This is a genomic window from Desulfovibrio sp. GTC20076 (assembly GCF_055385905.1).
In genome coordinates, this window is sequence record NZ_AP039366.1 from 738,477 (window position 1) to 751,405 (window position 12,929).

18 protein-coding genes are annotated in these 12,929 nt (G+C 55.4%); 4 read left to right on the forward strand and 14 right to left on the reverse strand.

The window, feature by feature from the left end:
• Positions 1-46: 46 nt before the first annotated feature.
• The 11 genes from ACZ495_RS03210 to ACZ495_RS03260 all read right to left on the reverse strand — a co-directional run bounded on the left by ACZ495_RS03210 (position 47) and on the right by ACZ495_RS03260 (position 7,163).
• A complete protein-coding gene (locus ACZ495_RS03210; protein ID WP_464262593.1) occupies positions 47-331 on the reverse strand; it encodes a hypothetical protein in 285 nt (94 codons plus the stop codon).
• A gap of 68 nt (positions 332-399) precedes the next feature.
• Complete coding sequence (locus ACZ495_RS03215; RefSeq protein ID WP_464262594.1) at positions 400-762, reverse strand: hypothetical protein; 363 nt, start codon at positions 760-762, stop codon at positions 400-402.
• 5 nt (positions 763-767) lie between these two features.
• Positions 768-2,162 carry a hypothetical protein gene (locus ACZ495_RS03220; protein WP_464262595.1) on the reverse strand — a complete coding sequence of 465 codons (1,395 nt, stop codon included), beginning with the start codon at positions 2,160-2,162 and terminating at the stop codon, positions 768-770.
• Positions 2,163-2,173: 11 nt separating this feature from the next.
• Entirely contained in the window at positions 2,174-2,629 is a 456-nt protein-coding gene (locus ACZ495_RS03225) for a hypothetical protein (RefSeq protein WP_464262596.1), read from the reverse strand.
• Entirely contained in the window at positions 2,626-3,123 is a 498-nt protein-coding gene (locus tag ACZ495_RS03230) for a hypothetical protein (RefSeq protein ID WP_464262597.1), read from the reverse strand. The genes ACZ495_RS03225 and ACZ495_RS03230 overlap by 4 nt, the downstream gene beginning before the upstream one ends.
• Entirely contained in the window at positions 3,123-3,512 is a 390-nt protein-coding gene (locus ACZ495_RS03235; RefSeq protein ID WP_464262598.1) for a hypothetical protein, read from the reverse strand. Before ACZ495_RS03235 ends, ACZ495_RS03230 begins: the two co-directional genes overlap by 1 nt.
• A 450-nt stretch (positions 3,513-3,962) precedes the next feature.
• Positions 3,963-4,577 carry a DnaT-like ssDNA-binding protein gene (locus tag ACZ495_RS03240; RefSeq protein WP_464262599.1) on the reverse strand — a complete coding sequence of 205 codons (615 nt, stop codon included), beginning with the start codon at positions 4,575-4,577 and terminating at the stop codon, positions 3,963-3,965.
• A gap of 3 nt (positions 4,578-4,580) precedes the next feature.
• Entirely contained in the window at positions 4,581-4,952 is a 372-nt protein-coding gene (locus ACZ495_RS03245; protein ID WP_464262600.1) for a ParB N-terminal domain-containing protein, read from the reverse strand.
• A gap of 74 nt (positions 4,953-5,026) precedes the next feature.
• Complete coding sequence (locus tag ACZ495_RS03250) at positions 5,027-5,251, reverse strand: hypothetical protein (protein WP_464262601.1); 225 nt, start codon at positions 5,249-5,251, stop codon at positions 5,027-5,029.
• Positions 5,252-5,259: 8 nt separating this feature from the next.
• Positions 5,260-6,390 (reverse strand): major capsid protein, encoded by a 1,131-nt coding sequence (locus tag ACZ495_RS03255; protein ID WP_464262602.1) that lies wholly within the window; start codon positions 6,388-6,390, stop codon positions 5,260-5,262.
• A gap of 11 nt (positions 6,391-6,401) precedes the next feature.
• Entirely contained in the window at positions 6,402-7,163 is a 762-nt protein-coding gene (locus ACZ495_RS03260) for a DUF6651 domain-containing protein (RefSeq protein WP_464262603.1), read from the reverse strand.
• Between the two features lie 325 nt (positions 7,164-7,488).
• On the opposite strand from ACZ495_RS03260, the gene ACZ495_RS03265 reads away from it, so the two are divergent.
• The 4 genes from ACZ495_RS03265 (at position 7,489) to ACZ495_RS03280 (ending at position 9,729) form a co-directional block, all read left to right on the forward strand.
• On the forward strand, positions 7,489-7,752 hold the full coding sequence (locus tag ACZ495_RS03265) for a hypothetical protein (protein ID WP_464262604.1): 264 nt from the start codon (positions 7,489-7,491) through the stop codon (positions 7,750-7,752).
• The gene (locus tag ACZ495_RS03270) at positions 7,736-8,773 is read left to right on the forward strand and encodes an AcrVA2 family anti-CRISPR protein (RefSeq protein WP_464262605.1); all 1,038 of its coding nucleotides are present in this window, start codon (positions 7,736-7,738) and stop codon (positions 8,771-8,773) included. The genes ACZ495_RS03265 and ACZ495_RS03270 overlap by 17 nt, the downstream gene beginning before the upstream one ends.
• The gene (locus tag ACZ495_RS03275) at positions 8,760-9,011 is read left to right on the forward strand and encodes a hypothetical protein (protein ID WP_464262606.1); all 252 of its coding nucleotides are present in this window, start codon (positions 8,760-8,762) and stop codon (positions 9,009-9,011) included. Before ACZ495_RS03270 ends, ACZ495_RS03275 begins: the two co-directional genes overlap by 14 nt.
• 385 nt (positions 9,012-9,396) lie before the next feature.
• Positions 9,397-9,729: a hypothetical protein gene (locus tag ACZ495_RS03280; RefSeq protein WP_464262607.1), complete on the forward strand. Its 333-nt coding sequence runs from the start codon at positions 9,397-9,399 to the stop codon at positions 9,727-9,729.
• Positions 9,730-9,752: 23 nt separating this feature from the next.
• Here ACZ495_RS03280 and ACZ495_RS03285 read toward each other — a convergent pair whose 3' ends face one another.
• The 3 genes from ACZ495_RS03285 to ACZ495_RS03295 all read right to left on the reverse strand — a co-directional run bounded on the left by ACZ495_RS03285 (position 9,753) and on the right by ACZ495_RS03295 (position 12,928).
• The gene (locus ACZ495_RS03285) at positions 9,753-10,235 is read right to left on the reverse strand and encodes a hypothetical protein (protein ID WP_464262608.1); all 483 of its coding nucleotides are present in this window, start codon (positions 10,233-10,235) and stop codon (positions 9,753-9,755) included.
• 107 nt (positions 10,236-10,342) lie between these two features.
• The gene (locus ACZ495_RS03290) at positions 10,343-11,464 is read right to left on the reverse strand and encodes a minor capsid protein (protein WP_464262609.1); all 1,122 of its coding nucleotides are present in this window, start codon (positions 11,462-11,464) and stop codon (positions 10,343-10,345) included.
• Between the two features lie 3 nt (positions 11,465-11,467).
• Entirely contained in the window at positions 11,468-12,928 is a 1,461-nt protein-coding gene (locus ACZ495_RS03295; RefSeq protein WP_464262610.1) for a DUF4055 domain-containing protein, read from the reverse strand.
• Position 12,929: the final 1 nt, after the last annotated feature.

The following is a 12,929-nucleotide window of genomic DNA, read 5'->3' on the forward strand; positions in this document are numbered from 1 at the left end:
CTCAATATCTTAAAAGCCGGGCAGGATGATCCCACCCAACCCGGCCTTATTGCTTCTCTGCCTCTCGCTTGCGCGCGGCTTCTTCCCTGCGGTATTTCGTGACCACGCGGTCAATCTCTTTAACGCGCCATTCCATGCCCATTGGGTCTGTGCTGCGTTCGCATGCCCCACAAATCGATTCTAAGCGCAGGTTCAGGGGCAAGCCGCCCATTGTGTCCAAGTCGCGCCCAAACGTGTCCAGATCAGAGAATATGGCCCACGCTTCGGCATTGCGCTTTGTAAGTTCGGTGGGTCGAGGGCATGTGGCACACGGCGGGGCGTCGCCGTTCATCTCGTTCAGTTCCCGGCAGTCCTCACATGAGGGGTTGGCCGGGTTGCCGTACCACTCGACCCACCGTGTCAGTTTTTTTGCTCTTCCAGTTCGCCCAGGCGGGCCACGTTACGGATGCGGAACATCAGGCCAGAGGTAAACTCGGGGTCGCACTCGCAGATTTCTTTGATGACTTCCGGCGTGCAGGGCATCTGCTGCCCGGCGGCGTCGTAGAAGCCCTGCCAATCTGTGATGCTGGCCTGAAGCAGCTTGCGCACAAGGATGGTCGAGGACAGCTGTTCGTCCGTGCCGCCTTCCTTGCTCGCTTCGTCGCGCAGCTTGAACATGGTCGTTTCGGTCAGGGGCTTAACGAACACGCCTTCTGTTTTCGCGTCGTTGTAGGGCACGAAGAAGCGTGCATCGCGGTAAGCGTCGGTAAGAATCTTGGGCATGCTGGTTACTCCTGCACGATCATGAGGCTGTCGTTACCCTTGGTGCCGAGGATGGCCCCGGTGCGTTTTAGGGTCACAAACGGGTCGGAGGCGTCCACTGTTGGCATAGTAAACTTCACGCGAGGCATGATAAGGGTGAGGGTCCGCCCCGCTTTCCCCCCCATCACCACGTTCACGGGTAGCTCGTAGCCTTCATACCCACGCTTGAACTCTTCGGCATCCTCGGAGCGAAAATACAGGCTGTTGTCCATGCTCAATTCGCGGGTATTGTCCGCGTTTTCGCCGGGGAACTCGTCAAAGTCGTCTGTGAATGCCGTTGGCGTATTCAGGGTGATGCTTCCTTCCAGTAATTTTCCAGCTACGCCACCAATAAACACTCGTGTGTCAGACGCATTCAAGGCCTCACCTATAGGCGCGGCGTCCGGTAGCCAGGGGGCAATCTGATCATCCTTTGACCAACCGGATGGAACAGGGGAAACGGTAATGGTGCCGTTATTGTTGTCTACCGCGATCACTGTGTAGCCTGCGCCGGAGTTGTCGTCATTTTTCGTGGCGTTTTTTATGATCCCTCCAACCGTGTATGCCCCGGCCCCATTGCTATTTTTTGCTGTGGCGACAGACAGTACACCCGTGGATGGCACGGCCTTCAAAAATGACCGCCCGCACCATCCAGCTTGGCGGAACTGGAAGCCAAAGTCGCAACGCTGCCCACCTTCTTGGCTCTTGGGAATAGATGTGGAGGTTACAACACAGCCGGAAGCGAATCGGACGGTGTGGTCGTCTTGAATCCATACCGAAAACGTGGCTCGACAGTTGTCTTGGGCATACGCCCGGCTAACCAAAGTAACAGTTGCACCCGCCGCATGGGGGGCCGCCGCTGTCCCCGCAAAGCCGCGAACGCAATCTGCAAGGGAGGTTACGACCCCGCCTGTTTCTACGACAGACCTGTACAGGATTTGTTCAGAGCCAATAAGGACACGCCCGCGCCGGGGGAACATCCCGCCGACAACTCCTGACACAGAGACAGTATCTTGACTCGAATCAACATCCTCTCCGGTAGCTATGACCGCAGAAACCGTGTTTGGCGGCTGTTCGTCGCCCATCATGCATTCAAAAACATCCGCCCCTTGTGCCTTTGTGCCATCGGACGGAAGCTGCACGTACATGGGGATAGTCCCTTCTCCGGGTTTTACCTTGTTTTTAAATTGGGCAATCACGTCGAGTGACCCTGTCAGGGCTTCCGAATTCGCATAGTCTGGCACTTGGTTCATGGTCGCACGGCCAGCGGGCATAATATAGTTGGCAGCCGTGGGGCGCTGAAGCGTGCCGGAAACATCCTCGATCACAGCAAAGACTCTCTGAACTTTGCTGCTAGCAACCGTGGAGCAGGTTTTAGCCATAAATCACCTCGTTAATTACTGGCCCACGTCTGCCACGGGATCGTGACCAGCAGGGCAATGCGTTTATCCGGTGTAGTCCCGGCGTTCATGGTGTATGGATGATCGCAGTAAATTCCGCCGCCTGACGCCAAAGTGAGCGGGGCGGCGCTGTACTGCGCGAAATGTGTTTCAACGGTTTGTGCGGCGCCCCAATGCGTTTTTTGGCTGGTTCCCTTGAGTGCTGACAGCGTGACTTGAAACACGCCGTTACGCACAGCCAGAGCGCCAGGCCCGCCAAGTTCCGCGCCTGTTTTGCGGTCAGGGTTCAGGGCAGAGATCGCCATGATCTTTTTAATGTCCGGCGCGAAGTCTTGCATGGGCGGCACAACTGAAACCGTGCCAGCGGTAACCAGCGCGGCAAGGGCCGTCTGTAGTTCCGTAGAAAATGCGGTCTGTATCTCCGCAAGTGTGGGACAAGGGGTGCTCATAGCTTCGCCGCCAGCGCTGTAAGCTGCGTGTTCAAGCGTTGGATGAAGAGTGCAATAAATCCTTGTGGAGCCTGCGCCGACCAGCCAGCCTCAAGCGCCAGGATGTATTCAACATTGTTAGATATATAGACCACATCGGCCTGTGAAAGCTGTTCAACCGGGACAGACGCTAGCGCCCTTGTGACGGCCCCTGTGCCTTTGTATTCGTCCCACTGTGCCTTGCTCGGCACCCATTCTGTAGGGGCTGTGCCGATCTGCCAGCCAGCACGAGCGCGGCCCGTGTCCACAGGGGTTCTCTGCACCAGTAGGCCAAATTCACGCACAACCGCTGCGATCATTGCGGCGCGGGCATACCCGGCCTTTGCTTCAATGATCTGACTTATGGTTTCCTGTAGCTCTTTGCCTGTTCTGCAAACTTTTCGGCTAAGTTCTGCCTCGCGCTGCTTCCACCACTCGGCGCTGTGTCCAGCCTTCGGATTCAGGCTCTTCCCCATCACGCCACCGCCCCGGCGTCTTTCACGCCGAACTTGTAGAGCATCACAGTCTCAGCAGGGGCCACAGGCCGTATCTCGGTAATGTCCCACTCATGCCCACCGAACCGCAGCTTGTCGGCAATGGTCGGCTCTTCGCCACCCGCAGCGTCAGCCGGGGCCAGCACAACCATGCTCACGCCCTGGAACGCGCCGGACTGCACTTCTTCCTTGGTGGGCTGAGTCTTCACGCCGTGAAAGTCTGTGACCGTTTCTGTGGGTGCGTAGGGAAGGCCAGTTTCAGGGTCAAAGCCGCCGCCTTCGTCCTGCACGATGCGAACAAACTGCATCTGCATGCCATTGGCAATCAGCTTTGCTTTCGCCTTGGCGGCAATGGCGGGGTAGGTGGGCATGCTATTTCGTGCCTACGGGGTATTCTTCCAAAAAGATGATGGGGAATCCCTCATCTCTGAATGGTGCCACAAACCAATTATGAAACCATGTGCTGAACATAATCAGTGCATCGTCCCACCAGTGCACCCCCTCAAGGGCGCACCCGTCACCGTCTTCGCCATACCAGCACGTTGCCAAGTGGAACCGCACTTTAGCCGTGGCCCATTCAGGACGTTTCATAAATTCCCCTTCCATGCTTGATAAATCAGGATACAGACGTACCGAGCCACCAAAAAACTAATAAGGAAATAGCGCTGATCCCAAATGGCCAGCGGGATTTCTTTAAGCACCTTAAGCACTGGTCTACCCTCTCCATGTCTGCCAGCAGTGCAGGGCTAGATATTCAAGGCTCACGATGATGATCGGCCATCTGAGATGCCAGAAAGGCGCGAGTGCAAACTTGATAAAATTCATCCCCTGCCCACTTCGACTATTCGCGCACCGCTCTTGCCGGGGATAATTGCCAGCAAGGCACGCAGAAGGCCGGACACAGCCGGAAAATACGTTTCGATAGGTGCGCCATCGGCATAGGTGTAGCTGTCGCTCTTGCTGTCGCCACCGATCACGTCAATGCTGCCCTCGGTGGTGCTGTGGGATTCAGCTATCACCTTGCCCCCACGTTCCACCGGGGCCAGCGGGTTGGTGCCGCCGTAGATCAGCCCGGCAAGTTCTGCCTGGGCTTGAGCAACGGCCCTGGGAACAATGTTGTCCGGCAGTACAGCGCCATTGCTGCCACCCGGCTGCGGCACGCCGATGCGCGGCCATGCCATCGTGCGCTGCCAATCCACAGGCTGCCCGTACCACTGCAACGTATTGAGATAGTCGGCGGCACGGAGCAGGGCGGATTCTTTGGCGGCAGTCATCACCGGGTCGGGAACGGCAGGATCGCCTTCGTTCTCACCCGGCACATCAGGCGTCACAGGCCACAGCCCGCGCGGCACAAGGTAGGCGTCCGCATCGGCAAGGCTGATGTAGCTGTTGCTGCCTTCAGGGCAGGAGCCGTCTTCAACGATTAGGGTGGGCATGGGCTAGTCCTGCTCGTAGTAGTCTGGCGCTGGCGTCTGGTCAAAGCGAACTGCTTTAATGGTTTCACGGCCTTCAAGCAGGGCCTTTGCTACCCGATGCCAACCGTCCATGATAAAACCCTCCTCATCCATAATGACTGGATATTCGAGGTTGGTTTCCTGTACTCGCTTCATGTGTTTGGCGAGTTCATATGCATTCGCAATGGGAGGGGTAAAAACGTTACTGCCAATAAAAATACCAGCAAGTGGGAGTTCAACGACTGGCAACCCTTTTGCCTGCTCAATGAGGGACGTCACAAGAAAAACCTTGTTGCCGTCTTTAAACTTGTTTTCTGCAAGGGCTGCCCCCTTGATATGCACTGGCGTATATTTCATTGATTCCCCTTTGAGTTATTCCGCTCTTGATTTCGGGCAGGGGCCGTAACCCCCACCCGTGGGCAAGCTCGGAACTACGGCGTGGAGGTGTCGCCGTCAGCCGCATCGGCGGCTTTCGTTTTGCCCTTGGACTTGTCGCCCTTGTCGGGCTTGTCAGCCTTGGTTTCGGGGGTAGCGCCCGGTACGCCGTCAGCCGCATCGGCGGCTTTCCAGCCTTCAGAAAGCAACGCAGCTTCTTGTTCGCTGTCGGCATTCACCAGGACACGGACACCGTCCTTAAACAGTTCAGAGACGTTCATAGGGACTCCTACGCCATCCACCGCACGCCAAGGCGCGGGTCAATAACCTTGGCCCCCACAAGGAGGTCAAAGCTGATGGTGTCTTTCTTGCTCTTAATGTCGTACCCGTAGACAACGCGGATACCGAGGCCGTTCATGGACACATAGGCGGCGTTGCCACCAGCGCCACGGGGCATTTCAAGCGGGACAGCGGCAAGAGCGATGGCTTCCTTGACGAATGCAAGGTTCGCCACATGGGAGCCACGCACGGTGATAACGGCGTCGTCTGCGAATCCGCCGACAGGGGCAGCAGGCGAGAATTTCACAGCCGAGAACGCACCGCTGGATGCCGTGGCGTCTTCGGTGACAGTATAGGTCCCCACAGCGCCCGCTACGCTGAACACGTCACCAACCTTGAGCGTCTGGGCAGCAGTGCCACCGTCAGCCGCGAGGGTCGTAGCTCCAGCAGCCACCGCCCCATTAACGGCGAGAGTGGTGGCAGCCGAAGCCGTACCAGCGGTGTGCGACTTGATATTCTGATCCATAAACCAGTCCATGCCCATGATGCGGCCCATGCTGGCTTCACGGAGGGCGGTCCCCTCGTCACCACGGGCATCAGCGCGGGCCACGGCATCAATGCTGAACATTGCAGCCTTGGTGGACGGGTTTACCACGACACGCCGACCAGAAATCGGTACGCGAGCTTCGTTCATGGCCTTATCGAGATCGGCCAGCGCCGCCAACGTGGAAGGCATGGTTCCAGCAGTGCCGGACACTTGATTGAATTGCGAATAGAGGCCGCACAGGTAATTGTCGACCTTTTCGTTGATGGCGACCATCGCGGGGGCCACGATGCGAGTAGAAAAGTCGTCCAGTTCCAGCGTCCACTCCTTGGAACTGACGGGAACAGAAACGTCCAGGTGCTTTTCCAGCGTCAGAGTCACACCCTTTTCATTCGCGTCCTGAAGTGTAATTTCGCCTTCAAATTCCTTGGCTTCAAAGGACGCAGGTTTGCGAATAGTAATGGTGTCGCCAACCTTGGCGGGGCCAAATTCGCCCTCGTAGTCACGGTAAACCAGCCCGGCCATCACGGTATTGGACTGAAGAATCATGAGGGCTTCGCGGGCGATGATGTCAGGGGTCAGAAAGGTATTGGACATGTCGTCTTTCCTTAAATTTTGCCTTCTTGGCGGGCCTTGGCGTAATCAGCCGGGGAGAGCTTGGAAGCTGTTTCCGGCGAAAGCTTCCCTGACCCGTGGAAGTTGTTACTGCTGCCGGGTCGCGTGTCAGCGCCGCCAGCGGGGGGCTTCAAAAGATCATCCTTGAACGGAGAGGCGGACACGAGCTTGTGCAGCGCCTCGTCAAAAGAGGCCACGCCGTCAGCGCCGTACAGCTCGTTGCCTTCGGCATCGCGACCAATGGGCTTCCCGTCTTTCACTGCAAAACTGCCAGCGAAAAGGCGTTCAGCGAGGGCTGGATTCTTGAGCTTTTCCGCTGCGTACTGCGAGTTAAGAAAAGCATTGCCAATCACAGCCCGGTGCAGTCCTTCGGTGGTTTTCGACAGTTCCGCTTTGAGCGTGTCGCGCTCGGTAACCACGGGGGTCACAGCGGCCTTGACGGCTTCACTGATGCGCTTCTGCACTGCGGCCTCGGTGTCGCGCTCCTTGTCGGCCAGGGACGCAACAGTTTCGGCGTTAGCCTTGGCCTGCGCGACAAAAGCGCCGATGTCCTCAACGTCACCCAAAAGGGCAAGGCTGGCCTGCGCCTTTTCAAGCGCGTCTTTCCGCTTCGCGGCCTTTTCCGTCAGTTCGGCAATCTGCGTCGCTTTCTGGTCAGGGTCGTAAGGCTTCTCGCTGCCATCAGGGCCGACAAAAATAGGCAGGCCGCTATCAGCCTGTGCCAGGGAACCGTCTTCGTTTTTTTTGAAAGGCATACTGCCGTCTCCTTTTGCCAGTGCTGGCGAACATTCTGCGCGGGCAGACTCCCGCACTATTTTGGGAAAGCATAGCATGGGATATTTGAGGCGATCAGCTATGTGCAGCTCAGAGCAGCTAGGTACAGCTCAGAGGGGGCTTGACAGGATTTCACAGGGGATGGAGTTTTATGGTTGGGCAGCGATTAGGTGGCAATCGGCTGGATGTCGCAGGATAATTTTTACTATTTTTTGATAAAAATACTATTGACATTTTTATCAACTTTGGTATATTTGAATCAACAAGAGCGGGACTGTCTCGCTAAACACTCATGGAGGTACACGTATGGAACGCCTCACGTATAATCTCGACGACATGAATCACATGAATGAAGGGCGAATGCTCACGATTAGTTGCACGTCTCAGGATGGCAGAACCGCAGAGATAACCACAAATCAGGCTGGCGAGGGGTTGTTCCGCTGGACAGGCACAGAGTACATGCAAATCATGGGTACAGCACAATATAGCATGCCGAACTCGCAGAGCACTGCCCGTAAACGCCTACGCAGAGAGTGGGAAGAAAAATACGGCAATGAAGCGTATGCTTAATACGATGCAAACACCGACCACCCCGGCCCGGCTGCTCGGCTATTTAGCCCTGTATGGCCGGGCCTATTCTGATGTATGGGCAATGGCTGAGAATCTGAGGGCCAATCAGGCGGAAATTGGGGTGAACATTGCCCCATGGTGCTATCTGCCGGTGTCTGCATGGATGGCCGTTGTTTCAGCCCGGCATGGAGAAATGACGCCTGAAACAGCCCCTGCGCTCATTACTGATGCTACAGCGCTGGCGGCGCTAGCAGGATGGCGCTACACCCAGGGCATATACAGATTTAATTCCGAAATTTATCGGGCGCTGCTGGACACATCTCAGTCTGGTGACATGCCGTCAAATGTCCTGATCCGCCTGCCAGAGTGGTGCGTTTATATAGAAACACCTGGGGGGATACCCGGCGCGTTTGACGGCATCTGCGGCATGTTTATCCACCTGGATCATGGCGATGATACGGATGCCTGTGATTTTCGTGTGGTGCTCGATTTTGGCGACAGATTAGGCCAGCCCATCAACATGGCTGTAGGGCCGTGGTCTATTGCTGAGGGCATTGAACGCACCAGGGCGGCGATTGTGGCTGAACACCCCGAGGCTGCCTCTGATTTGGACGCAGAATTTATTGTACAGGCTACAGGTGTCGCGCATGCGGCTGTCTCGCTGGTGCTCTATCTCTGCTCGGATGAACCGGAAATTGAGGGGCACACTCCCGGCAGCCGGCCACATTACCCCGCGTACAAAAAAACAAAGCGTGGGTTGCAGCTTTTTCCGCCAGATAGGCCGCGAGTATGGCGTATCGGTGAGGAAATTGGCTCTGCAATCGAGCGTGGGCGCGTGTCGGCTTCTGGTGAAGAGCGCAAAGGACCACGCCCGCACATCCGTCGCGCGCACTGGCATGGATTCTGGTCAGGGCCGATTAAGCCGCGCCCAGAGTTTGAGACGCAACCGGAGCGCAGGTTTGGTTATAAATGGCTTCCCCCCACTGTGGTTGGGATAGGTGAAAAAGATGGCGCAGAGTGAAGAAGATAAAAAACAGCACGGCGGCGCACGACCTGGGGCGGGCCGCCCTGCATTGAGTGAAGCAGAACGTATTGCGGCTCGGCGCGAGACGGTGGCGCGAAGGAACGCCAATATCCGGCGCAAGGTCATCGAGCTAACGCCAGAAGACGTTGCCGCGATCGAAGAGAAGGCCAAAGCCGAGGGCAAGAGCGTTCATGCGTGGATGGTTGGGGCTGTGAGAAGGGCGCTTAACGATTAGCCGCATTCTAGCTTGTTCCTCGGCCTTTGTGGCGGTATAATGGGGCATGGAACAAGAAGAAATCTGTATCGATATTGACAGTGGCCCGCTGTGTGAACTTGAGCCATTTGATTTGACACTCTTTACTGTGCGCTGTGGAACAAAAATCTACAGATTTTGGGGGCCACCGACATTTGAAGCCATTGAACGTCTTGGTTACAACTATGGTAGGTCGCATTGATGAAAGAACCAGCCGATTATGAGCACCAACTTTGCGACCAGACGGGAAAGGTAGTTGCCAATCTCTCCATAATCCACGTAGAGACAGTGCCCACAGACATTGGCGGCTTCAAGTTTGGCGATGATGGTTTGACGGATTTTAGCAACATAACGATGGAGGATGATAATGCACGCTGACAGTAGCGGTGGTGTACCAATTATATATATGACGACATCAGAGGGTTGCGCCCCTGACTTCCATGACAAGTTCGAAGCTTTATGTGCGAGGCTTCAAGCGGCTCAAAAAAATAACAAAATACAGCGCGACTGGCTCGGTCAGTCGTGCAGTGTCGCGCCAATTATTCGCATGGATAAAGTTATAGACAGCGTTTTTAAAAACATGTCTCGAAGAATTGTTCATGAGGTATTGAAAGACAACTACGGTGAGGACTTTGCTGATGAATTCGTTAACCATATCCATGTGCAGGAGGGTCCTAATCATATGCTAAAGATTAGATAGCTATGGACGACCAGCACGCCTTCTTATTTGGCGTCTGTGCTTTTTAACCCTTTATTCTCAACAAACAAAAGTATTTTTTTATTAATATCTGTTCGCCATGCCATCTGCGCTATGCTTAGCTGCTTTTTTCGGGCGGTGTTTTCCAAGAAACTTAAATCCTTAGAATTTATTATGTCTATGGAGTGGAAAAACGCAATTGCCGCGGGGTTAAGGCTCTTTTCAATGTTGTCTTTAATTCTTTTTATAGCAGCAAAAATTAAGTCTGACCTATATCCCAAAAATCTCTTTACGCAGCTGTTGCCTACAGTGGTGACATTCCCTGTTATTCTATTTTTTATTGTGCATATTTCAATGATAGGGAAGTGTCCACACAAACAAGTCTGAAAAGTTCCCGATTTTTCTACGTCGACGAGAAACCATTCATTCTTGGCGATCTCCCAATCAGACGAACTGCTGAGTTTAAATATTTCTCTTTGTAGCACTTTGAAATTATATCCATCTGACATTTTTACCCTCCAAATAAAGAGTGTACTATTTTAAACTGAGTTTCCGCATATTATCAATAAAAAAGACGCGGACTAGCCGCGCCTCGTGTTACCATTTTCTGGCAATATCATTTTAACGGTTCCCCCGCATCACTGAACCCCAATTCTTTCAGCGTGTAGGGCTGCCCGCTTGCCTTGTCCCACAGTTCGTCCCATTTTACCGCACCGGACTCCAGCAGCTTACCGCGCACCGGGCCTATGCTGGTCTTTGCCTTCTGTGCGGGGCTGAGCGATTCCCACCATCCGCTATAGTCCCCGGTGGCCTGTCCGTACTCCAGAATCTTACGGCCACCCGTGCCAATGGCCCCAGGTTCGCGCATGACCCACGGGCGTGTTGTTTCTTCCAGGTCGTCCATGTCGATACCGAAGTCGCGCCAGCTTTTAGTTACGGGCGTGTAGACACCACGGCAGCCCGGATGGGCAGGCAGAGTAGGGCGCGGCTCGTGCATGCTATAGGTTGCACCGTCAGCCAGGGCGCAAATTCGGCACGTTTTGTTGTCCAACGTCTCAACACGCTTATAGCCCTTGATAATGTCGCTGTTAGCCTGAATTACGGCCTCCATCGCTTGCGAATTTGCCGTCTGCGTGTAGGTGCGCGCGAGCATGACCGCCTCGCGTTGCGTGATGGCAAAGCCATCGTCCAGCGCCGTTTGCAGCACATCCTTGACCATAGCAGCCGTCCCTTTGCCTTCAAGCCCGCCGCGTTGAATGGCCGTAATCACAGAATCATTGACGCCATTCTCAAACGCCCTGCTCACCCAATCCGAAAGCACGGTGCCGTCTTGCAGTGGTGTGCGCTGAAACCACGTCCGTATCTGCTCGGCTGTCATGCCCACGGTCTGCACGGCAGCGGCCCGGCCCTCAAACGACAGCATAGCGTTGTAGGTCGCCAGTGACGCCACGGCTGCCGTCACGCTTGATTCGGTGATAGCGGCAAGAGTTGTCACCTGTGCGGCTGTGGTCACTTCCGTCAGCCACGCATTGACCTGTATCAGTCTGTCGCGGTTCCAATCGGTGATGCGGGCAAGCCCGTCTGCATCCGCCGCAAGCTTTGCCAGCACATCGGCCTTGGTGCTCTCCAATACCTTGATAAGCTGCGCTACGGCTTGTGCGTCCAGCGTGTCCAAGGCATCGCGCCAGTAGAGCAGCCGGGCAAGGAAGTATTTTTCAATGCGCTCGTTGGGCGTCATGGGCTATATGCCCCCTACGCCAAAGCCAAGGTTTTGCAGCAGCCCGCTCCCGACATTCGGCCCGGCGTTGGTCATAAGCTCCTGCGCGATTTTGGCTTGTTCCTCGTCCGGCTCAAAGTCTTTTGGCAGCGTGCCGAGCTTCTTCAGCTGCACCAGAGCCGTTGCCTTGGAAATCATGTTCAGGCGAGCCAGTTCCAGCACAAACGTCTTGTCCAGCTTGTTTATGGCGTTATCGTCATAGTCTTCGTTGTACGGCGTGATAATTTCGTCGTCGCCCACCTTCAGCTCAAGCCATTTTGCCGCCAGTTGCCAGCAACGCTTCTCGGCAGATGCACAACGCCGGGCAAACTTGGCAAGCTGTGTGTCGAGCTGGCGGTTATCCAGCTTCTTAGCCTCGGCGCTCTCCCCAACCGCGCTGTCGGGCCGCACCATGCGTAGGGCGATCTCGCGTATCTGCTGGATGTCGGACATGAGGAATGCGGTCTGCGCAGAGAAGGACGTTCCCGTTGGCTCAACGTAGGTGGCGCTGATGCCATTTTTTTCTTCCGACACCAGCATATTGCTGCTGGCTCTGATAAACTTTTTCCCGGCCTCTTCTGCCAGACCATTAACCACCATTAACGGAACAGCGCAGTCGAACAACATCTTATCAAGCTCACTGTAGCGCCTGTATACGCCCAGGATCAACGAAAGCACATCATCCGTTGCCGGGTTACCCGTCATGGGTGAAGTCGGCTCAAACTGGAAGGGAACGAGCGGAACGGCCTCGCATGGATGGGCCTGGGGTTCGCCATCTGCCATCATTCCCGAACTGAAAATGTCGGCAAGGGCCTGATCTGAAACCGTCAGTGTCCTTGCTGATCCCTTAAACTTCTGCCATGTTGTGCGAGTCCACACCGTCAGTACATCAACAACCTGGGGCTGTTCAAAGGCTGCGCTTCCCACGGCCTCTGTGGAATGGATTACCACCCAGGCAAGGCCATGCGCGTCAAAACCCCAATCCCATACGTCATTGGCGTCAATGTCCACGAAGTACGGAACGAGTCTACGCCCGGCCCGCTTGTCTTCGCTGATGGTGGCACCTGCGGGACTTTCCATGTCCACGAGCACGAACCGTACACCACCGGCTGCCGTGGTGCGTACAATTTCGTCAAAAAACGTACTGGCGTTGCTGTGCAGTCGGTCAATGTCGGTCTGCATCGGCTCAAGCGCCTTCGGCAGTGTCCGCGCTTCACGCCCTTCGCACACAAACGAGCCGAACACGTCAACGATGGGCGCAGCAAAATTACGGTACGTAGCCCGCTCCTTCCTGATTGCATACTGCGCGTCTGTCTCGAATGGATGCCGGATAAGCAGGGCCGTGCGCTTTTCGACACACTCACCGCCATTGTAGAGATCAAGCGCCAGATTGCGCTTTTCGCGGGCGGTGGCGTACAAAACGTGTTTTTGTGTAAAGTCGGGCATG